The sequence below is a fragment of the Streptomyces sp. HUAS YS2 genome (assembly GCF_033343995.1).
GTDB classification, from domain to species: Bacteria; Actinomycetota; Actinomycetes; order Streptomycetales; family Streptomycetaceae; genus Streptomyces; species Streptomyces solicathayae.
On the sequence record NZ_CP137573.1, the window covers coordinates 714,665 to 734,616 of the forward strand.

Genomic DNA, 19,952 nt, shown 5'->3' on the forward strand with positions numbered 1-19,952 from the left:
CGCGACAGCCCTCCCGGAAGACCGGACACGATGAACACACACCGCACCACGGCGGAGGAGCAGGGCTCCCCCGCGGGACGGGAACTCGACCCCGAGTACGAGCACAGCCCCGTCCCGGCGCACAGCCGCAAGTCGCTCCTGACGGTCTCGGCCGTCTGGTTCGGATTCCCCATGATCCTGACCAACGCCGTCCCCGGCGGCGTGGTCGTCGCCCTGCTCGGCTTCTGGCGAGGGCTGGCCGCCATCGCGGTCGCCAACCTCGTGATGCTCCTGTACGTCGGCATCCTCAGCCACCGTGCGGGTACCAGCGGCGAGAGCTTCTCGCTCCAGGCGACGCGGACCTTCGGCCGCACCGGCTACATCATCGCCTCCGCGTTCCTCGCCACCATCGTGGTCGGCTGGTTCGCGTTCAACACCGGCGCCACCGGCGCCACCCTGCACCAGGCCTTCGGCTGGCACGAGCAGTTCGTCGCGCTCCTGGCCGGACTGGGCTTCATAGCCCTGACGTACCTGGGCATCAAGGCGCTGTCCTGGCTGGGCGCGGTCGCCGCCCCGCTCTTCGTGATCGCGGGCGTCACCGCCCTGGTCATCGCCGCGAAGGACCACGACCTGGGCGCGGTCTTCTCGTACCAGGGCGTCGGTGGCGACGCCGCCCTCACCTTCGGTGCCGCGGTCTCCATGATCATGGCGACCTTCGCCGACTCGGGCACGATGACGGCCGACTTCACCCGCTGGTCGAAGAACGGCCGGCAGGCCGTCCTCGCCACGGTCAGCGCCTTCCCGATGGCCAGCGTGATCGCACAGGTCACGGGTGGTCTGGTGGTGGCGGCGGGCGCGGTCGCCCTGCCCGCCACGGCCGGTGGCGACTTCCTGCCGATCCTCACCGGTGAGGGCTCGTCGCTCCTCAACGTGCTCGCGGCGGTCTTCGTCTTCGTCAACCTCGGCTCGGTGTGCAGCCACTGCCTGTACAACGGTGCCCTGGGCTGGTCCCACCTGACGGGCCGGACGATGCGGCTGATGACGGTCGTCCTCGGTGTCGTCGGCACGCTCGCCGCGCTCGCCGGCGTCTGGAACCACTTCCTGAGCTGGCTGGTGATCCTGAGCGTCTTCGTCCCGCCGCTCGGCGGCGTGCTCATCGCCGACCAGTTCTTCGCCCGCGGCGGCCGGGGCGCCATGGACCGCCGTCCCACCGAGAAGGTGCGGACCACGGCCTTCCTCGCCTGGGCGATCGGCGCGGCGGGCGCGGGCCTGGCCCACTGGTTCGCCCCGCAGCTCTCCGACGCGGTCACCGGCCTCGTCGTCGCGGTGGTCGCCTACGCCGTACTGGAACGGCTCGCGCCCCAGCGGTCCCAGGACCGGCCGGCCCAGGACACCGCACAGGTCCCGGCCGCCGGATAGCCCACCCGGCCCCGGGACTCCCACGAGACCGAAGCGCCCCCACCGCACCGTGCGGCGGGGGCGCTTCGCCGTCGTCGCCGCCGACGGCTACGAGCCCGGGACGTACTCGACGGTCTGCATCATGCCGAGGTCCTCGTGATGGAGCTGGTGGCAGTGGGCAACGGTGCGGCCGCTGAAGTCCTCGTACCTGACCAGGAAGGTGACGGACTGACCGGGTGCGCCACCGGCCAGGCCGACGGTGTCGTGCCAGACGGGCGGATCGAGCCGCTCGCCGTTCCGGTGGGTGAGGAGGATCTGGTTGGTGTGCAGGTGGAAGGGGTGGTTGAACGCCGGCACGGTCTCGTCGCTGCGGACGGTCCATCGTTCGACCGTGCCGAGGCGCAGGGTGTGATTCGTGTAGTCGGGGTCGAAGAGGCCGTAGGCCTTGTCGTGGGTGAGGTCGCCGCCCGGGTCGGCCGCGGGGGTCGCGTGGGTGCCCAGCATCCGGAAGGCGTTGGGGAACGCCCCGGTGAAGACGCCGGAGTCGGCGTGGAAGACGACCTCCCGGTCCGCGTCGGGGTCGGCGACCTCCCGCTCGTCCAGGAACGGCCTTCCCTGCGGCAGGGTGACCGGCAGCTCCATCGGCGGTTCGATGGGCTCGCCCGTCACCTGGATCGTCATCAGCGGCCCGGGCAGCCCGGCCGCCCGCAGTGTGTAGCTGCCGGGTGTGCCGCCCCGGACCAGGACGTCGGCGCGGTTGCCCATGACCAGCCCCACCTCCGTCAGGGCGACCGGCCGCGCGAAGGTGACGCCGTCCTGGGCGATCTGATGCATGGGCAGATCGCCGCGGTCTCCGGTGATCGTGAGCCGGAGGGCTGTGAAGGCCGTCGCGGCGACCAGTCGCCAGCGCTGGACCTCCCCCGGGCGCAGCGTGAGGGTGGGGTTGACGGCGCCGTTGACTGTGAAGGTGGACGGGATGCCGGCCACCCAGCGGCCCGAGGTGAAGGCGGGGACCCTGCCGTCCTTGATCTTGAGTTCGCTGATGCAGACGACGACGTCGGCGGCGGCCCTGATCTGGGGGACGTCGTCGACGTCGCCCTCGACGACGATCACCCCGGCCATTCCCCCGACGATCTGCTCGGCCGTGGATCCGTGCAGGTGGGGGTGGTACCAGTAGGTGCCGGCGGGGTGGTCGGCCGGGACGTCGACGGTCGTGACGTACGTCGGCTCCGCGGCACCCGCAGCGGCCTCGTCGGCGGTGCGGGGCGCGAACTCGCGCAGGACGTTGTCGGCGTTCCCGGACGGGGAGACGTGCATCCCGTGGGTGTGCAGGTTGAAGCTGTTGGCGTGGTGCGGCTCGTGGGATTCGCCGGTGTGGGGCGGGTTGGGCGGCAGGCCGTTGATGTGCGTAAGCCGCAGCGTGTGACCGGCGCGCACGCGCAGGGTCGGCCCCGGGATCGTGCCGTTGTACGTGCGTGTCGTGACGGAGCCGAGGCCCGGGACGGAGACGTCGGTGAAGCGGACGTCGAGGGTCTGGTCGACCATGGGTGGACCCCAGCCGAGCACCGGCCGCGAGGCCGCCACGACCGGCTGCGGAAACGGCGCGGGCGACGCCGTCGCGTGCCGCCCGACCAGGGCCCCGCCGGGCGCCGCCACGAGGCCGGCAGGGAGGGCCTTGAGCACCGATCGACGACTGATTCCTTTTCTTCGCACAAGCGGGCAATCTAGATCAACTCGGGCAAGGGTGCCCGGATGACACACAGCGATGGCCGCCACCTGTGCGGAGGATCAGGTACGGACGAGCCGTGCGGCTCCGAAGGAGACGTCGAAGCGGTCGCACCAGATGCTCACGCTCGGGTAGGCCGCCCAGTCGACGTCGGCCGGCAGTGCGTAGTTCTGGTCGCCCTTGTTCCCCTTGAGCTTGGCGAGGTTGACGTACTTGCCCTCGTCGAACACACGCCAGCCGGCCGTGCCCGCCTTGACCGGTGCGTCGCTCAACCACACGCGGAGGTCGGGGCCGTTGCTCGTGTCCAGCCCTTCGAGGCGGAGCGTGTGGCCGCCGTCCGCGAGCCGGACGATCTTCACCGTGCCGGTCGTGGCGTGCTCGTGGCTGATGAAGGAGCCCCGCGCGACGGTGACGGGCCCGCTCGGCGCGGTGGACGGCGTGGCGGCGGATGACGGCATCGCGGAGGTCGGGCTCCCGGGCGTCGGCGTGGCCTGCGCTGCGGGCAGCGCCTCGTGCACGGTCTCGTCCACCCACAGCGCCCACGGCTTGAACCACACCAGCCCGGCCGCGACGACCACCGCGGCGACAACCGCCGCCGCCCTCCATCGCCGCTCGGTCCTGAAACGCCCCACGGCGTGCCTCCTTCGGATGTTCCTTCTCCTCCGGCCATCCAAATCGAAGCCGCCCGGACGGAACAGGCCCGGCCTGATGACGGAAGTCTTACGGCCCGGCGCGCGCGGCCCCGCCGGGCGGTGCCGGTCCGTAGCGTCGCGGCCATGCGTGTACTCGTCACAGGAGGAGCCGGGTTCATCGGCTCGCACATCGTCAGGTCGCTCGCCGAGGCCGGTCACGAGCCGGTCGTACTGGACGCGCTGCTGCCCAGCGCGCACGCCACCGCCCCGGAGCCGCCCGCGGCGGAGTTCCTGCGGGGGGACGTCCGGGACGCGGCGAGCGTACGGGCGGCGCTGCGCGGGGTCGACGCGGTCTGCCACCAGGCCGCCATGGTCGGCCTGGGGAAGGACTTCGCCGACGCCCCCGCGTACGTGGGCTGCAACGACCTGGGCACGGCCGTCCTGCTGGCCGGGACGGCGGAGGCCGGGGTGCGGCGGCTCGTCCTCGCCGGGTCGATGGTGGTGTACGGGGAGGGCCGGTACGCGTGTCCCCGGCACGCTCTCGTGCGGCCGGGCCCGCGCCTCCCCGAGGACCTCTCGGCGGGCCGGTTCGAACCGCACTGCCCGGCGTGCGGCGCCGAACTCGCGCCCGGTCTCGTCGGCGAGGACGCGCCGGCCGACCCGCGCAACGTCTACGCCACGACCAAGCTCGCCCAGGAGCATCTGGCCGCCTCGTGGGCCAGGTCGACCGGTGGTACGGCGGTGTCGCTGCGGTACCACAACGTGTACGGGCCGGGCATGCCCCGGGACACCCCGTACGCCGGGGTGGCCTCCCTGTTCCGCTCCGCTCTCGCCCGGGGCGAGGCCCCGCGCGTCTTCGAGGACGGCGGCCAGCGCCGTGACTTCGTCCACGTACGCGACGTGGCGGCGGCGAACGTCCTGACGCTGGAGGCCGCCGGCGCACTGCCGCCCGGCGCGCTGACCGCGTACAACACCGGCAGCGGCGATCCGCACACCGTGGGCGAGATGGCGACGGCCCTGGCACGGGCGCACGGCGGTCCGCTGCCGGTGACGACGGGCGAGTTCAGGCTCGGGGACGTCCGGCACATCACCGCGGACTCGTCACGGCTGCGCCGCGACCTCGGCTGGCGCCCGGAGACCGGATTCGCGGAGGGCATGGCGGAGTTCGCCCGGGCGGGACAGCGGGCGTCCGCGACTCCGGGCGGCTGACGCCCTGTTCAGCCGGCGGCCGCGGGCAGGGTGACCTCGAAGCGGCAGCCGCCGGGCACGTTGCACACCTCGGCCCGGCCGGCGTGCGCCTCGACGATGCCGCGGACGATGGCGAGGCCGAGCCCGGCCCCAGCCGGCGGGGTACGGGCCTCGGTGCCGCGCCAGCCCGTGTCGAAGACCCTGGGCAGGTCCTCGTCCGGGATGCCGCCGCAGCCGTCCGTGACGGACACGACGACGCCACCGTCCCGGCGTTCGGCGGCCACCGCGACCGTGCCGTCGGCGGGGGTGTGGCGGATGGCGTTCACGAGGAGGTTGGCGAGCACGCGCGTCATCTCCTTGCCGTCCACCTCGACCGGCACGGCCTCGACCTCCTCCCCCACGAGTCTCACACCCTGCTGGTGGGCGAGCGGGGCGGCGCCGCTCAGGGCATCGCCCACCAGGTCGTACACGGACATGCGGCTGGGGCTGAGGATCAGCGCCCCGGCGTGGATGCGGGAGAGTTCGAACAGGTCGCCGACCATGGCGGTGAGCCGCTCGACCTCGGTGCGGATCTGCCGGTGGTAGCGGGCGGGGTCGGCGGCCATGCCGTCCTCCAGGGCCTCCGCCATCGCCCGCAGCCCGGCGAGCGGGGTGCGCAGGTCGTGCGAGATCCAGGCGACGAGCTCCCGGCGGGACGCCTCCAGGGCGCGTTCGCGGCGGCGTGAGGCGTCGAGCTTGGCGCTGGTGGCGGCCAGTTCCCGGGTGAGCGCGGCCAGTTCGGCGGTGGCGGCACCGTCGGGCGCGGAGAAGCTGCCGCCGTCGCCGAAGTCCCGCGCGGCCCGCGCGAGGGCACGGCTGCGGGCCACCACCCACCGGCCGAGGACGACAGCCGTGCACAGGGACACCAGGGCGGCCATCGCGACGACGACGGTCACCACCCACAGGTCGTGCGCCGACAGGAACATCGCCCGGGCGACGGCGAGCGTCCCGGCGAGCATCGCCGTCACCGTCACGGCGGCGACGACGGTGAGCGACAGCGCGACCGAACGGTGGCGTACGAGACGCAGGGCGACCGCACCGGCGAGCCCGGCGCCGGCCGCGCCCGCGAGGGCGAACGCGGCGATGAGGAGGACGTCCTTCATACCGTCCGCTCCTGCGCGTGGTGGGGTTCGAAGCGGTAGCCGACGCCCCAGACCGTCTGGATCAGGGCGGGCCGGGCCGGATCGTCCTCGATCTTGGCGCGCAGCCGCCGCACGTGCACGGTGACGGTGGACAGGTCGCCGAAGTCCCAGCCCCACACCCGCCGCATCAGGTCCTCCCGGCTGTGCGCCCGGCCGGGATGCCTCAGGAAGTGCGCCAGCAGGTCGAACTCCCGCAGCGTGAGCGCGAGTTCGGCGCCCGCTCGGGTGGCCCTGCGGGTCGCCGGGTCGACGGTCAGCTCCCCGGCGCGCAGCATCTCCGGCGGCTCGCCGGCCGTCGCCGCGCGGCTGCGGCGGAGAACGGACTCGACGCGCAGCACGAGTTCACGCGGGCTGAACGGCTTGGTGACGTAGTCGTCCGCGCCCACTTCGAGGCCGGTGATCCGGTCCTCCTCGTCACCGCGCGCCGTCAGCATGATCACCGGCACCGGTCCGTGCCCCCGCAGCCGCCGGCAGACCTCCAGACCGTCCAGGCCGGGCAGCATCAGATCGAGCACGACGAGGTCAGGCCACCGCTCCTCCGCCCGGCGCAGGCCGTCGGATCCGTCGGCGGCGTGCTCGACGGCGAAACCGGCCCGCTCCAGATAGCCGGTGACGACCTCCGCGACCGTCGGGTCGTCGTCCACCACCAGGACCCGGGCCCCGCTTCCGGGGGCAGTGCGCTCGCTCATGCCGCACAGCCTCGCATCCGCGCCCGCGGGTGGTCACGGCCGGTCGGGGGGACGGCGCCCGGCGTCCGCGTTTCGTAAGGACTTCCACGGCCCCGAACCGCTCCGCGATTCCTACCGTGAGAGGCGTGACCCCCATGACCGTAGATGTCGTCCTTCCCTGTCTCGACGAGGCCGAGGCCCTGCCGTGGGTGCTGGCCCGCGTCCCCGCCGGGTGGCGGGCCATCGTCGTGGACAACGGCTCCAGCGACGGGTCGGCCGCGCTCGCGGCCGACCTCGGCGCCACCGTCGTGCACGAGCCCCGGCGCGGCTTCGGCGCCGCCTGCCACGCCGGGCTGACCGCCGCGGACGCCGAGTTCGTCTGCTTCTGCGACTGCGACGCCTCCCTCGACCCCGGCCTGCTGCCCGGCCTCGCGCTGTCGGTGGCCGACGGGTCCGCCGATCTCGTCCTGGGGCGCCGCCGCCCCACCGGGCGGGGCGCCTGGCCCGCCCATGCCCGGGCCGGCAACCTCGCGCTGTCGTGGCTGGTGCGCCGGCGAACCGGGCTGCTGCTGCACGACCTCGGGCCGATGCGGGTGGCCCGCCGCGAGGCGCTCCTCGAACTCGGCCTGTCCGACCGGCGCAGCGGCTATCCGCTCCAGATGGTGGTCAGGGCCGCCGACGCGGGGTGGCGGGTGCGCGAGACCGACGTGCCCTACCGGCCCCGGGCGGGCCGGTCCAAGGTCACCGGCACGTGGAAGGGCACGTGGCAGGCCGTGCACGACATGCGGCGAGTCCTCGACGAGCCGGCGGCGAGCGGCGGTGGCGACCGGTGACCACCCTCCTCGTCATCGCCAAGGAGCCCCGGCCCGGTCGGGTCAAGACCCGGCTCACGCCCCCTTTCCGGCCCGAGGAGGCCGCCGCCCTCGCGGAGGCGGCCCTCGCCGACACGCTCGCAACGGCCGTCCGCGTACCGGCGGACCGGCATGTCCTCGTCCTCGACGGGCGGCCCGGGCCCTGGCTGCCACCGGAATTCCGTACCGTCCCCCAGGCGGAGGGCGGGCTCGACGTACGGCTCGCCGCCGCGTTCGCCGCCTGCGACGGTCCGACGCTGCTCATCGGCATGGACACCCCGCAGATCACCCCCGCCCTGCTGACCCCGGCCCTGCGTTGGGATGCGTACGACGCCTGGTTCGGCCCCGCGGCGGACGGCGGCTTCTGGGCCCTCGGCCTGGCCGCCCCCGACCCCGCCCTGCTGCTGGGTGTTCCGATGTCGCGCCCCGACACCGGCGCCGTCCAGCACCGACGGCTGCGCGCGGCCGGGCTGCGGATCGGCACCCTGGCCGTCCTGCGCGACGTGGACACCGCCGAGGACGCCCGCCGAGTGGCGGACCTGGCGCCCGGCACCCGCTTCGCGGCGCTGCACGCGGCCCTGACGGGCACGGCGGCGGGAGCGGGGGCGTGAGCGTGAGAACGGCCTGGCGCGCCGACCCGTACGCCGACGCCCTGCGCACGGGGCAGGGCCCGCTCTTCCTGCGCCGTGACGACGGATGGCTGCTGCCGCTGGAGGTCGAGCGCTGGTGCGAGGCGCCCGACCGCGCGGACCGGTCCGTCCTGGACCGCTGCCGCGGCGCGGTCCTGGACGTCGGCTGCGGCCCGGGGCGGCTCGTCGCCGCGCTCGCCGCCGAGGGGCGCCGCGCGCTGGGCGTCGACATCAGCCCGGAGGCGGTCGCCCGCACCCTTGGGCTCGGCGGGTCGGCGCTGTGCCGGTCCGTCTTCGACCCCCTGCCCGGTGAGGGGCGTTGGGACACGGCGCTGCTCATCGACGGCAACATAGGGATCGGCGGGGACCCGGTCGCTCTGCTGCGCCGGTTGCGGCGGGTCGTGTCACGCTCCGGCCGGGTCATCGCCGAATGCGCGCCCGCGGACGTCGACGAGCGGTGCGAGGTACGGGTGGACGACGGTCGGGGCGGGCGGGGCGAACGGTTCCCGTGGGCCCGCGTCGGGGTGCCCGCGCTGACCGCGCACGCGGCCGCCGCGGGCTGGACGGTGTCCGAGCGGTGGAGCCTGTGGGGCCGTCACTTCGTGACCCTGGCCCGTCAGTCGTCGTCCGCTCCCCGCTGAGCGCGCCCCCGCCCCCGCCCCCGCCGTACGAGGATCACCGCCCCGGCCACGGCGGCCACCGCCGCCAGGACGATCGCGAGGTTCCGCGCGTACGGCAGGGGCAGCGCGGAGGGGTTCGGCGGCTCTCCGGGTCGGACCAGCAGCGGCAGCGTGACCAGGATCAGGCTCCCCGCCACGACCAGCGCGCCGCGCAGCACGCCGCGGTACCGGCGTCCGACGAGCAGCAGCCCCACCGCGAGGACCAGCGGGGCGAGGAACCCGTCGTGCAGGACGAGCGCCCCGGCGAACCACACCAGCACGCCCGCCGGTTCGGGCTCGGAAGCCACCAGCCACGCGCCGATGCCGATCAGCGCGACGCCGAGCGCGCCGACCGCGTACCGCAGCACATCCGTGGCCTTCACAGCACCTCCAGCCGGTGCACCCACTTGGTCTGCAGCACCCCGGGGCGGTTCGGGGCGATGATCCGGGCCGGGAAGCCGTGATCGAGGGAGAGGGTCCGACCGTTGAGGGTGAGGGCGAGCAGGCTCAGCGGATCGTCCGCGTACTCGGCGCCCATCTCCATCACCCGGTAGGCGCCGCTCACCTCCAGCGAGGTCACCCGCACGGCGTCGCTCCCCGGTCGGCCACCCGCCCGCTCCAGCAGATCCCGGATCCGTACGCCTTCCCAGCGGGCCTCGACGCTCCAGCCTTCGACGCAGGCGATCGGCAGCCGGGCCGCGGCCCGGGGCATCACGCGCAGGGCGTCGAGGGTGAGCGTGTACGGGCGCGGTCCGGCGACCTCGAGGCGCCAGGCCTCCATGCCCCGCTCGGACACTCCGGCCGCGGCGGCGGTCCTGTTCACCGGCAGCCCCTGCGGACCGTGGTCCGGGTGGCGGGGGGCCAGCAGGTCGAACGCCTTCAGCGGAGTGAAGGACTGCCCCACCGTCGTCAGCGTGACCACGCCGACGGCGGCTCCGGCACCGAGGAGCAGGGAACGGCGGTCCGGGCCGTCCTCGGCCGGCAGCGTGAGCGTCCCCTCCGAGCGCCTGCTCCAATGGGCCGTGATCTCGGGCGCCTTGACCGCCAGGTGCAGCAGGATCGAGCCGGTCACGACCCAGGCGACGGCGAAGTGCACCGGTACGAAGGAGAAGGGCCAGGGGTACCACTCGACGATGTTGAGCAGCCCGGTCAGCACCTGGAACACGGCCGAGGCGACAAGAACCGCGACGGACAGCCGCTCCAGGGCGTGCCGCACGGACCTCACCGGCGGCCACACGAACAGCCGCGGGTACACCGCCCACAGCTTCACCAGGAGCAGCACGATCGCCGCGAGACCACTGGCGATGTGCAGCCCCTGGGTCAGCCGGTAGCCCCACACCGGGCGGGGCGGCAGATGGTTCGCGAGCCAGTCCGGCGGGTGTTGGAGGTAGTGGCTGACCAGCCCGGTGACGAAGCAGACCGCGAACGCCGCGCCGAGCCACCGGCCCACGGCGGTCGCCGTTCGCGCGTCGTGCAGACGGCCGTTGAAGGCGGGTGGCCGGAGCGTGGGCAGGGCGGTCCGACGCGGCCTGGGCATGCGGGAGGTCATGACGTCCATGACACCCCCGCTGGGCTCCGTGCGGAGCGTTCGACACCTTACGAAACCCGAACGCCTCGACGGGTCGGCCGCCGAAGTGGCCGGGCGCACTGCCAGGCTGCGCCCATGTTCCGTGCCCGCTCGCTCTTCCTCGCCGCGCTGCTGCTCGCGGCCCTGACCGCCGCCCTGGCCGTCCTGCTGGGCGGGGACGCTCTCGGGGCCCGCTTCCTGGCGGGATACGCGGGGTGCTGGGCACTGTTCGCAGGTGCCTTGGTCGCCCTGCGCCGGGTTCCCGCCCACTCGGTGGTCCCGCTGGTACTAGCGGGGGCGGTCGCGGTCACCGTCGTCGGGCTGGTGGCGGAGCCGCGTACGAGCACGGACTCCTACCGGTACGCGTGGGACGGCCGCGTGCAGGCCGCCGGCCTCTCCCCGTACGACCACGTCCCCGCCGACCCGGCGCTCGCCCGCCTGCGCGACGGATGGCTCTTCCCCGACGCGGCCGGCTGCGCGCAGGAGCGCGGCCTCGCCCCGCTGGCCGACGGCGGGTGCACCCGCATCAACCGGCCTTCCGTGCACACGATCTACCCGCCCGTCGCCGAGGGCTGGTTCCTTCTGGTCGACACCGTCTCGCCGGTCGGAAGCCGCCACAAGGGGCTGCAGACCGGTGCCGTCGTCCTCTCGCTCGCGGTGACCGGGCTTCTGGTCGTCGTCCTGCGCCGTCGCGGCGATCCCCGGCGGGCGGCCCTCTGGGCCTGGTGCCCGGCCGTCCCCGTCGAGGCCGTGAACAACGCCCATGTCGACGTCCTCGCCGTTCTGTTCTCCGTCGCGGCCCTCGCCGTGGTGTCGCGTCGGCGCGTCACCGGCGGCGTCCTGCTCGGTCTCGCGATCGCGGCGAAGCTGCTGCCCGCCGTCCTGCTCCCGGGCGCGCTCTCCGGCACGCGCCGGCCGCGCGCGGTCCTGTCGGTCGTGGCTCCGGCCATGACGGTCGTCGGGCTGCTGTACCTCCCGTACGTCCTGCTGTCCGACGGATCGGTCCTCGGTTACCTGGGCGGATACGCGCGGGAGGAAGGGTACGACGACGCGGGCGCGGGCGGGCGGTACGCCCTGCTGCGGCTCGTCCTGCCCGACGCGTGGGCGACGCCCGCCGTGCTGCTCGTCATGACGGCGGTGGCACTCGCCGTCTGGTGGCGCGGCGACCCCGAACGCCCCTGGCGCGGCGCCCTGTTCACCACCGGGACGGCCTTCCTGCTCCTCACCCCCGGCTACTCCTGGTACGCGCTCCTGCTCGTCGCCCTGGTGGCCCTGGACGGCCGGTGGGAGTGGCTGGGCCTCGCCCTCGCCGGCGCGGTCGCGTACCTCGCCGGGCCCACGGTGGGCCCGGGGGCCGCGACCGCCGCGTACGGGGCCGCGGCGGTGGCGGTGTGCGCCGGGGCGTGGCTGCGGCGCCACCGGGACCGAGCGACACCCACGGGGAGCCCGGTCCGGCCCTTCGGGGTCACCACGCGCCGATGAGCGGGCTGTCCGGCTCGTGCCGCCGCCAGGCTTCGGTGAGGCGGACGAGGCGGGCCGGTGCGGCGATGCCGCGCAGGGTGGCGATCCTGCCGTCCGTGAGGTCGAACGTCACGGCGCCGACGACCCGGTCGCCGACGACGAAGAGGACGGCGGGGGCGCCGTTGACGGACGCGTAGTGGACGGCGGGCGTGCCGCCGGCCAGGCGCCGCTTCGCGGCCGTGGGCTTGAAGCCCGCCCGTGCGACGGCGGCGATGCGCTCCGCAGTGTCGAACCGCAGCAGCTTCTCGGCCAGGCCCGCGCCGTCGGAGATCGCGGTCGCGTCGTCGGTGAGCAGGGCCACCAGCTGTTCGGTGCGGCCCGATGAGGCGGCGGTGAGGAACTCCTCGACGATCCTGCGGGCGGCTGCCGGGTCGACTTCGCCGCCGCGGCGCGCGGCGGTGATGCGGCGCCGGGCCCGGTGGAGGTGCTGCTGGCTCGCGGACTCGGTGATGTCGAGGATCTCGGCGATCTCGGCGTGACTGTACGAGAACGCCTCGCGCAGGAGGTAGACGGCCCGTTCGTGGGGTGCCAGGCGCTCCATGAGCATCAGCATGGCCAGCGAGACGGACTCGCGCTGCTCGAAGGTGTCGGCGGGGCCGAGCATCGGGTCGCCGTCCAGGAGCGGTTCGGGCAGCCAGGCACCGGCGGTGCGTTCGCGGCGGGCCTGCGCCGAGCGGAGCCGGTCGAGGCAGAGGTGGGTGACGACCTTGGTCAGCCATGCCTCCGGCACCTTGATCCGCCGCCGGTCGGCGGCCTGCCAGCGCAGGAACGCGTCCTGCACGGCGTCCTCGGCGTCGGTGGCGGAGCCCAGGAGTCGGTACGCCAGCGAGGCCAGCCGGTTCCGGCTGGCCTCGAACCGGTCCGTGTCGAAGCGATCGGCGTCGAAGCGATCGGTGTCGGTGCTGTCCACACGGATCACCTTAGTCAGGCGGCTACGCCACCGCCTTCTCGGCGGACTTCCGTGGCGACGCGGCCAACCGGTGCCTGCGCCTGGGCAGTCCGAAGGTCGGGTGCGAGGTGGTCCACAGCGACATCCTGAGGATGGCGGCCTTGATCCGCGCGGCCTTCCGGCCGCCCACGAACTTGGGCTTCGCCATCGCCTCGCCGTCGACCATCTGCAGGATCCCGTCCCGCCGCCCGAGGCTGATGTGGTTGCCCGGGTACCCCAGCGAGGTGTTCGGGATCTTGCGGCCGGTCAGCCGCCCCACGATCGCGCCGGTGGCCTGCATCCCGGTGTAACCGGCCGAGGCGCAGGACATCGGCAACGGCCGGCCGTTGTCGCCGATGGCGTGGGCGCTGTCGCCGACGGCGTAGACGTCCGGGTGGGAGACCGACCGCATGGTGCGGTCGACGACGATCCGACCGTCCTCGGTGACCTCGAGACCGCCGACGGCGGCGATGGGGCCGACCGCGAACCCGGCCGTCCACACGGTCGCGTCGGACGTCAGGGCGGTTCCGTCGGCGCACAACACCCGTGTCGCTTCGACGGCTTCGACACGCGTGTGCTCCAGCACGGCGACGCCCAGCCGGGCGCAGGCCCGGCGCAGGTGGCCGCGGGCTGCGGCGGAGAGCCTGGCCCCCAGCTCGCCGCGGGCGATCAGCGTGACCGAAAGGCCGGGCCGGGATTCGGCGATCTCCGTGGCGGTCTCGATGCCGGTCAGCCCGTCTCCGACGACCAGCACACTGCCGCCCGCGCCCCGCTCCTCCAGGCCGTCCAGGCGCTCGCGCAGGCGCAGCGCCGAGGGCCGGGCGGCGATGTCGAAGGCGTGCCCGGCGACGCCGGGGACGCCGTGGTCGGCGCCGTGGCTCCCGAGCGCGTAGAGCAGCGTGTCGTATCCGAGCTCGCCGCCGCCGTCGGCGTCGGCCACGGCGACGACCCGGCGCTCGGGGTCGACGGCGGTGACCCTGGCCAGGCGCAGCCGTACGCCCGTGCCCGCGAAGACGTCGGCGAGCCGCGGAGCCTCGATCTCCTGCCCGGCCGCGAGCTGATGCAGCCGCAGCCGCTGGACGAAGTCCGGCTCGGCGTTGACCACGGTGATCTCGGTGTCCGCCGGGTCCAGCCGACGCCCCAGGGTCCCGGCCACGTAGGCCCCGGCATAGCCGGCGCCGAGGACGACGATGCGGTGCTTCATGTGATGCTCCTGTCCGTTCGCTTGCTCCCGGTGGTTGAGCGGGGCAGCATCCCGATTCCTGACAGGATTCGAATGTGACGTGGGTCACAGGCTGGGGGCCGCCCGGAGGGGACGTTTCGCCTCCGGGCGAACCAGGATTTCAGGCTCTGCGGGCGTGGAGGGCATGCGCGCCGAGGGCCAGCGGGGTGTGGCCGACGAGCACGAGGCCGCGCTCTTCGAGCAGGCGGGCGTAGTGGTCGGCGGTGCGCTCCCGGCCGCCGGTGTTGCACATCATGTGGAGGTCCCACGCGGTGGCGAGCGAGGGGGTGTCGTCGGTCGGCAGGAGGCGCTCGACGACGAGCAGGTCCGCGTGCCGGGGCATGGCCCCGGCACAGTGACCCAGGATGGCGCGGCAGAAGTCGTCGTCCCAGTCGTGCAGGACGCGGGACAGGATGTACACGTCGGCGCCCGGGGGTACGTCCGCGAAGTCGCCCGCCCGGTATTCGCACCGTGCGCCGGCCTCGGTGGCGGCCAGGTGCGCGCGTGCCGCCTCCAGGACCTGGGGGCGTTCGAGGAGGATGCCGCGCAGGGCGGGGTGGGCGGTGAGGATGCGGCCGAGGAGTTCTCCGGTGCCGCCGGCGATGTCGACGACGGTGCGGGGGCGGCCGGGGGCGGTCGCGGCGGCGGTGAGGACGGGGTGCGCTGGAAGCGGATCGAAGATGGGGGCGCTCGACACCATCGACTGATCGAAGAGGGCGGTGAGTTCGGGGTCGCGGGCGAAGTGGTCGAAGTGGTTCTCGCCGTAGAGATGCTCGAAGCCCGGTTGTCCGGTGCGTACGGCGTGGGCCAGGTGCGCGAAGGACTGGTAGAAGGGACCGCCGTACATCAGCGCCAGGGGCCGCATCGAGCGTGGGGCACCGGCGTCCAGCAGTGCGCCGACATCCGTGAGGCGGAAGCCGTCCGGGCCCTGGGAGACCACGCCCAGCATGGCGAGGTACCGCAGCAGGGTCCCCAGGCTCTGCGGGTCGGCGTCGACGGTCCGGGCCAGCTCCGGGACGCCGGACCCGGATTGACGGTTCATGGCCTCCGGCAGCCGGAGTTGCGCGCACGCCGCGAGGGCCTGGGTGGTCCAGGCGCCGGTCAGCAGGCGCAGGAGAGTTTCCGTGGGCTGCGTTTCACCGCGCTGTCGTGCGGGACCCGCAGCCGGGCGCCGGCCGAGGTGTTCGGTCAGTACGTCGCGGTGGTCGCCGCTCGCGTACAACTCCACGCGCCCGTACGGCGTCTTCGTGCCGACGGGGGCGGTGAAGTAGAAGACCGTGCCGTCCTCGTGCGGGTTGTAGCCGCCCCCGTCGGCGGCCGCTCCGTGCTGTGCGAAGCTCTCCAGCAGCCCCCGGAGCACCAGCGGGTCGGGCCGCGTGACGTCGAAGGCGAGGTGCGCCTCGTGGTCGGAGCCGCGTTCGTCGGCGGCGATCCCGGACAGTCCGGAGCCCGGCGGCACGGTCAGCGCGAACACCTCGACCGCCCGGTGCTCTCCGGCGGGACCGCGGACCTCGGGACGGAGAATCCTTACGTCAAGATCGGCGGCAGGGCGACCGCAGCGTGCGGCGAGGCGTTCGCGGACGACGACGCTGGGCTGTGGCCGCGCGTCCGCCGGAAGCCCGCACGCCGCCAGCTCGGTCCGCAGCGTCTGCTCGTCCGGCGGGAAGACGAGCAGGGCGGCGTGCGCGAAGCTGCACCGGTCGGTGAGCGCCCGGAGTTCGGGGCCGTCGAGGCCGGGCAGCACGCGCGAGAGCAGGACGGAGGTGTCCTGCTCACGCACGAAGCCGGCCGTCGCGCTCAGTCGCCCGGCGTCGTCGACGACGACGTTCGCCGTCGTCGTGGCCATAGGCATGGGCATGGGCATGGGCATGGTGAAGGGATGTTCGGAGTGCATTCCCTGTCCGTGGGTGAAGGAGGGGTGAGGGCCGGTCAGATGCCGACGTAGTTCTCGGCGAACCAGTCCTGCTGGGTGCGCGAGGTGCGCAGCGAGGCGATACGGGAGTGGCGCAGACGGTCCCGGAAGAGGGAGGCGCCCTCGGCATCCGAGGCGCCGTGCAGAAGGCGGATCATCCAGTGCGAGAACTCCTGCGCACGCCAGATGTGGGTCAGGCACCGCTCGGAGTAGCGGGCGAGCGGCTCGGTGTCGCCGTGGACCAGGGCGTCGATCAGCGCCTGGCCCAGGATCTCGGCCTCCAGCACCGCGAGGTTCGCGCCCTTCGCGGCGGACGGGCTGATGAGGGCGGCGGCGTCGCCCACCAGGAACAACGAGCCGTGACGCAGCGGTTCGAGTACGTCCGACTCGAGGTCGACCACGGCGCGCTGGACGAGAGGGCCGCGCAGCAAGGGTCCGTACTCGGCCGCGCGCATGCGCAGGTCGAGTTCGTCCCAGAGTCGGTCCTCGCTCCAGGTGTCGGGCCGGGTCCCGCGTCGGCACTGCAGGTAGTAGCGGGTGATCTCGGCGGACCGGGCCATGTGCCCGGCGAACCCGCCCGGGTGGATCGCATAGCCCACGGCGTCGATGCTCGGCGGCGCCTCGGCGAGCAGTCCCAGCCAGGACACGCCGTGGTCGCGGTGGTGGTGGCGCACCGCGCCGGGCGGCAGCGAGCGCCGTCCCGCCCCGTGGCGGCCGTCGCAGGCGGCGACGTACCGTGCCCGCCATCGCGCGGGGCGCCCGTCCACGTCCCGTACGGTCACCGAGGGCGTCGGGCCGTCCGCGTCGGAGACGGCGACCGCCTCCGTGTCGAAACGGATCCGCCCCCCGGCGTCGAGGAACTGCGCGAGCAGGTCGGTGACCAGCTCGTGCTGGGGATAGACGGTGTGCGGCTCGCCCCGGCCGAGCTGTCGGTAGTCGAGGCGGAATCGGCCGTCCTCGGTGCGGAACTCGCAGACGCCGTGCTCCTGCCCCCGGCGGCGTAACCCCCCGTCGAGACCGTTGCGTTCCAGGATCCGCGCGGTGTTCGGGGCGAGGAACCCCGCCCGCGGCCGGTTCTGGATGTGGTCGCGACCGGCGCGTTCCAGAACGACGCAGTCGACACCGTCGCGGAGAAGAAGGTTCCCCAGCACAAGACCGGCCGGACCGGCCCCGAGGATGACCACATCGGCCAACTCGTGGGCAACTCGGGCATACTGACTTTCTGTCACGGAAGTGGATCATAGGCATCGATGAGCATGCGGACGGACCAAGATCACCCGAATGCACCTGTAGCCGAGAAAAGGGTTCTTCTCGCGAGGGAACGAACGGGGGCGCGTCCAGGGAGACCCCGACGGATCACCTGTTCAGGGACTGTCCCCAGGTGCCGTCGACTGGCTTCATGGGAAGGACTGTCCGTGGTGCGGCTCTCATGACGAGGTGATCAGTGGTGACAACCGACCGATACGGCCACGCCGTGCACAACGGCACCTCGGAGGCGGCCGCTCACCTGGACCGTGCGGTGGAGTCCCTGCTCTTCTTCCGCCCCGAAGTGGCCGACGCGGTCGAGGATCTTCTGAAGGTCGCCCCCGCCTCGCCCCTGGCGCAGGCGTTCGCGGTCTATCTGGGGGTGCTGGGCACGGAGCCGGGCGACGCCGCCGCGGCGCGCCGGCGCTTCGACGCGTTCGCCGCGGACGTGGACCCGACCGGTCTGCCCATGCGGGAGCTCCTGCACATGGCCGCCGCCGAGGCCCTGCTCGCGGGCGATCTGCGGCGAGGGAGCGCGCTCCTGGAGGAGGTCGTCGTGGCGCATCCGCGCGACGCTCTCGCACTCTTCGTCGGGCACCAGCTCGACTTCCTCACCGGTGACGCCCTGCGACTGCGGGACAGGATCGGCGGTGTGCTGTCCGCCTGGGAGGCCGACGACCCGCACCGGGGACCGCTCCTGGGCATGTACGCCTTCGGTCTGGAGGAGTCCGGGCACTACGTCCACGCCCGGGAGACCGGCTCGGCCGCGATCGAGCAGAACCCGCACGACGTCTGGGCGATCCACGCCGTCGTGCACACCTACGAGATGCAGGGCCGGTTCACCGAGGGCATCGCCTTCCTCGACGCCCGCACGGAGCACTGGTCGAGCGGCAACTTCCTCACGGTGCACAACTGGTGGCACTACGCGCTCTACGCCCTGGAGGCGGGCGCCACCGACACCGCGCTGGGCATCTACGACGCGGCCCTGCACAACGAGGAGTCCAGGGGCCTCGCCATGGAACTCCTCGACGCGGCGGCCATGCTGTGGCGGTTCCACCTGGCGGGGATCGACCAGTCCGCCCGCTGGGAGGCGCTCGCCGACGCGTGGTCCGGGCGGGCCGATCCGCCGCACTACGTCTTCAACGACGTGCACGCCGTGATGTCCTACGTCGGAGCCGGACGGGTCGCGGAGGCGGAGCGGCTGATCGCCGACCGCCGGCGGTGGCTGGTGGAGGCCGGGACGACGGCGGTCACGAACCACGCGATGACGGCGCACGTCGGCCTGCCCGTCTGCGAGGCGCTCGTCGCGTACGGCCGCGGCGATCACGCCGCCGTGGTGGAACTGCTTTGGCCGGTGCGCCGGCGCCTGCACGAGTTCGGGGGCAGCCACGCCCAGCGCGACGCGGTGCAGAAGACCCTTCTCGAATCCTCGCTGAAGTCCGGGCGGCACGACATGGCCCGCACGCTCATCAGCGAGCGGACCGCGCTGCGCCCGGACAGCCCGTACAACTGGCTGAGCCGGGCCCGCCTGGCGGACTCACTGGGCGACGCCGCACAGGCCGCCGTCGCCCGCGACCGGGCGAGCACGCTGGGCAGGACCGGCGACCTGACCTCCGTCCGCGTCTGAGTCGCTCACTTCCTCGGGCCGTAGGTGTTCAGGAAGAGCACCGGACCCTCCAGGTCGGCGGTCAGCGCCGCCGCGAACGCCTTCGCGGAGTACACGGGATCCAGCCGCAGGCCGGCGGCCTCGGCCGTGTCCGCCGCGTCGGCGGCCTGGGCCGTCGGGTGGCCGTAGCCGCCGCCCAGGTAGTCACGGGTCGCCGTGAGCCGTAGCTGCGGGGTGTCGAACGCCGCGCCGCGCTTGCGCAGGACGGCGGCCGCCCGGTCGGCGAGCCGGGTCAGGTCGCGCGTGGCGAGCGGCAGCGTGTCGTTGACCACCACCCCGATCACCCGCGCGCGCAACCCGGCCAGCGCGCAGCCCAGGGCGAGACCCGCGACGGTCCCGCCCGAGCCGACGGCGGTGACGATGTGACGGGGCGCCGGCAGCCTGCCGGCCACCACCTGTTCCCCGAGTTCCAGTCCGGCCTCGACGTAGCCGAGCACGCCGATGGGCGCGGAGCCGCCCGGCGGGAGGTAGTACGGCAGGCGCCCGCCGCGCGTGTGGCGCAGGAACAGCCACGGCGCACCGGCCATCGTCAGCAGTTTGCTGCGGGTGTGGTGCACGGTGGCGCCGGACTCCCGCAGCCTGCGCTGTTGCTCGCGCACATGCTCGTCCTCGGGCTGGTCGACGAGGGCGAGGACGGTGTCGATGCCGAGTTCGCGCGCGTACAACGCCGCCGCCAGCCCCCAGTTCGTGCCGGTCGCGCCGACGGTCAGGACGGTGTGCGCCTTGCGCCGCTGCATCTCGGGCAGGAGCCATTCCAGCTTGCGTACCTTGTTGCCGCCCCAGCCGCCGGTCCCGTAGCCGCTCTCGTCCTTGCACCACAGGTCGTCCCGGGTGGTTCCGGTGAGCCGCCGTACCGGTGTCGGGCCGTCCCCGAGACGGCGGAACGGCAGCGTCCGCTCGAGCGCGGGAAAGCGCCTCTGCAGAATCGGCTTGGTCATGGTCTCTCCCTGCGCGGCGATGGGTCCGGGTCCGGGTGGCAC

General features: G+C 73.7%; 18 protein-coding genes. 7 read left to right on the forward strand and 11 right to left on the reverse strand.

Annotated elements, in window-relative coordinates; genetic code table 11:
- Positions 1–30 precede the first annotated feature (30 nt).
- Positions 31–1,398, forward strand: coding sequence for a cytosine permease (locus tag R2D22_RS03450; protein WP_318101129.1), 1,368 nt, complete (start codon positions 31–33; stop codon positions 1,396–1,398).
- A gap of 87 nt (positions 1,399–1,485) precedes the next feature.
- Here the strand turns inward: R2D22_RS03450 and R2D22_RS03455 are convergent, their stop codons facing one another.
- Positions 1,486–3,060 carry a multicopper oxidase family protein gene (locus R2D22_RS03455; RefSeq protein ID WP_318101130.1) on the reverse strand — a complete coding sequence of 525 codons (1,575 nt, stop codon included), beginning with the start codon at positions 3,058–3,060 and terminating at the stop codon, positions 1,486–1,488.
- Between the two features lie 105 nt (positions 3,061–3,165).
- The gene (locus R2D22_RS03460; protein ID WP_318101131.1) at positions 3,166–3,735 is read right to left on the reverse strand and encodes a DM13 domain-containing protein; all 570 of its coding nucleotides are present in this window, start codon (positions 3,733–3,735) and stop codon (positions 3,166–3,168) included.
- Between the two features lie 144 nt (positions 3,736–3,879).
- Here R2D22_RS03460 and R2D22_RS03465 point away from each other — a divergent pair, with 144 nt between their 5' ends.
- Complete coding sequence (locus R2D22_RS03465; protein ID WP_318101132.1) at positions 3,880–4,944, forward strand: NAD-dependent epimerase/dehydratase family protein; 1,065 nt, start codon at positions 3,880–3,882, stop codon at positions 4,942–4,944.
- Between the two features lie 8 nt (positions 4,945–4,952).
- Here the strand turns inward: R2D22_RS03465 and R2D22_RS03470 are convergent, their stop codons facing one another.
- Positions 4,953–6,065, reverse strand: coding sequence for a sensor histidine kinase (locus R2D22_RS03470; RefSeq protein WP_318101134.1), 1,113 nt, complete (start codon positions 6,063–6,065; stop codon positions 4,953–4,955).
- Entirely contained in the window at positions 6,062–6,793 is a 732-nt protein-coding gene (locus R2D22_RS03475) for a response regulator transcription factor (RefSeq protein WP_318101135.1), read from the reverse strand. The genes R2D22_RS03470 and R2D22_RS03475 overlap by 4 nt, the downstream gene beginning before the upstream one ends.
- Before the next feature lie 134 nt (positions 6,794–6,927).
- On the opposite strand from R2D22_RS03475, the gene R2D22_RS03480 reads away from it, so the two are divergent.
- The 3 genes from R2D22_RS03480 to R2D22_RS03490 are packed head-to-tail and all read left to right on the forward strand — an operon-like array spanning position 6,928 to position 8,893.
- Complete coding sequence (locus R2D22_RS03480; RefSeq protein WP_318109561.1) at positions 6,928–7,605, forward strand: glycosyltransferase family 2 protein; 678 nt, start codon at positions 6,928–6,930, stop codon at positions 7,603–7,605.
- Positions 7,602–8,234: a TIGR04282 family arsenosugar biosynthesis glycosyltransferase gene (locus R2D22_RS03485; protein WP_318101136.1), complete on the forward strand. Its 633-nt coding sequence runs from the start codon at positions 7,602–7,604 to the stop codon at positions 8,232–8,234. Before R2D22_RS03480 ends, R2D22_RS03485 begins: the two co-directional genes overlap by 4 nt.
- Positions 8,231–8,893 carry a class I SAM-dependent methyltransferase gene (locus R2D22_RS03490; RefSeq protein WP_318101137.1) on the forward strand — a complete coding sequence of 221 codons (663 nt, stop codon included), beginning with the start codon at positions 8,231–8,233 and terminating at the stop codon, positions 8,891–8,893. Before R2D22_RS03485 ends, R2D22_RS03490 begins: the two co-directional genes overlap by 4 nt.
- On the opposite strand, the gene R2D22_RS03495 is transcribed toward R2D22_RS03490, so the two are convergent.
- Both R2D22_RS03495 and R2D22_RS03500 read right to left on the reverse strand, forming a co-directional pair.
- The gene (locus tag R2D22_RS03495) at positions 8,869–9,294 is read right to left on the reverse strand and encodes a hypothetical protein (protein ID WP_318101139.1); all 426 of its coding nucleotides are present in this window, start codon (positions 9,292–9,294) and stop codon (positions 8,869–8,871) included. The two genes, R2D22_RS03490 and R2D22_RS03495, sit on opposite strands and share 25 nt — an antisense overlap.
- Positions 9,291–10,448 (reverse strand): molybdopterin-dependent oxidoreductase, encoded by a 1,158-nt coding sequence (locus R2D22_RS03500; RefSeq protein WP_318101141.1) that lies wholly within the window; start codon positions 10,446–10,448, stop codon positions 9,291–9,293. The genes R2D22_RS03495 and R2D22_RS03500 overlap by 4 nt, the downstream gene beginning before the upstream one ends.
- A gap of 126 nt (positions 10,449–10,574) precedes the next feature.
- Here R2D22_RS03500 and R2D22_RS03505 point away from each other — a divergent pair, with 126 nt between their 5' ends.
- Positions 10,575–11,960 (forward strand): glycosyltransferase 87 family protein, encoded by a 1,386-nt coding sequence (locus tag R2D22_RS03505; protein WP_318101142.1) that lies wholly within the window; start codon positions 10,575–10,577, stop codon positions 11,958–11,960.
- Here the strand turns inward: R2D22_RS03505 and R2D22_RS03510 are convergent.
- The 4 genes from R2D22_RS03510 to R2D22_RS03525 all read right to left on the reverse strand — a co-directional run bounded on the left by R2D22_RS03510 (position 11,944) and on the right by R2D22_RS03525 (position 17,290).
- Positions 11,944–12,918: a sigma-70 family RNA polymerase sigma factor gene (locus R2D22_RS03510; protein ID WP_318101145.1), complete on the reverse strand. Its 975-nt coding sequence runs from the start codon at positions 12,916–12,918 to the stop codon at positions 11,944–11,946. The genes R2D22_RS03505 and R2D22_RS03510 overlap by 17 nt on opposite strands.
- Before the next feature lie 13 nt (positions 12,919–12,931).
- Positions 12,932–14,131: an NAD(P)/FAD-dependent oxidoreductase gene (locus tag R2D22_RS03515; protein WP_318101147.1), complete on the reverse strand. Its 1,200-nt coding sequence runs from the start codon at positions 14,129–14,131 to the stop codon at positions 12,932–12,934.
- A gap of 139 nt (positions 14,132–14,270) precedes the next feature.
- On the reverse strand, positions 14,271–15,995 hold the full coding sequence (locus R2D22_RS03520) for a methyltransferase (protein ID WP_318101148.1): 1,725 nt from the start codon (positions 15,993–15,995) through the stop codon (positions 14,271–14,273).
- 83 nt (positions 15,996–16,078) lie between these two features.
- Positions 16,079–17,290 carry a 4-hydroxybenzoate 3-monooxygenase gene (locus R2D22_RS03525; protein WP_411976967.1) on the reverse strand — a complete coding sequence of 404 codons (1,212 nt, stop codon included), beginning with the start codon at positions 17,288–17,290 and terminating at the stop codon, positions 16,079–16,081.
- A 218-nt stretch (positions 17,291–17,508) separates the two neighbouring features.
- Between R2D22_RS03525 and R2D22_RS03530 the strand changes: the two genes are divergently transcribed.
- Complete coding sequence (locus tag R2D22_RS03530; protein ID WP_318101149.1) at positions 17,509–18,933, forward strand: tetratricopeptide repeat protein; 1,425 nt, start codon at positions 17,509–17,511, stop codon at positions 18,931–18,933.
- Between the two features lie 5 nt (positions 18,934–18,938).
- Here the strand turns inward: R2D22_RS03530 and R2D22_RS03535 are convergent, their stop codons facing one another.
- Positions 18,939–19,910, reverse strand: a complete 972-nt coding sequence (locus R2D22_RS03535) for a 1-aminocyclopropane-1-carboxylate deaminase/D-cysteine desulfhydrase (RefSeq protein ID WP_318101150.1) — start codon at positions 19,908–19,910, stop codon at positions 18,939–18,941.
- Positions 19,911–19,952 lie beyond the last annotated feature (42 nt).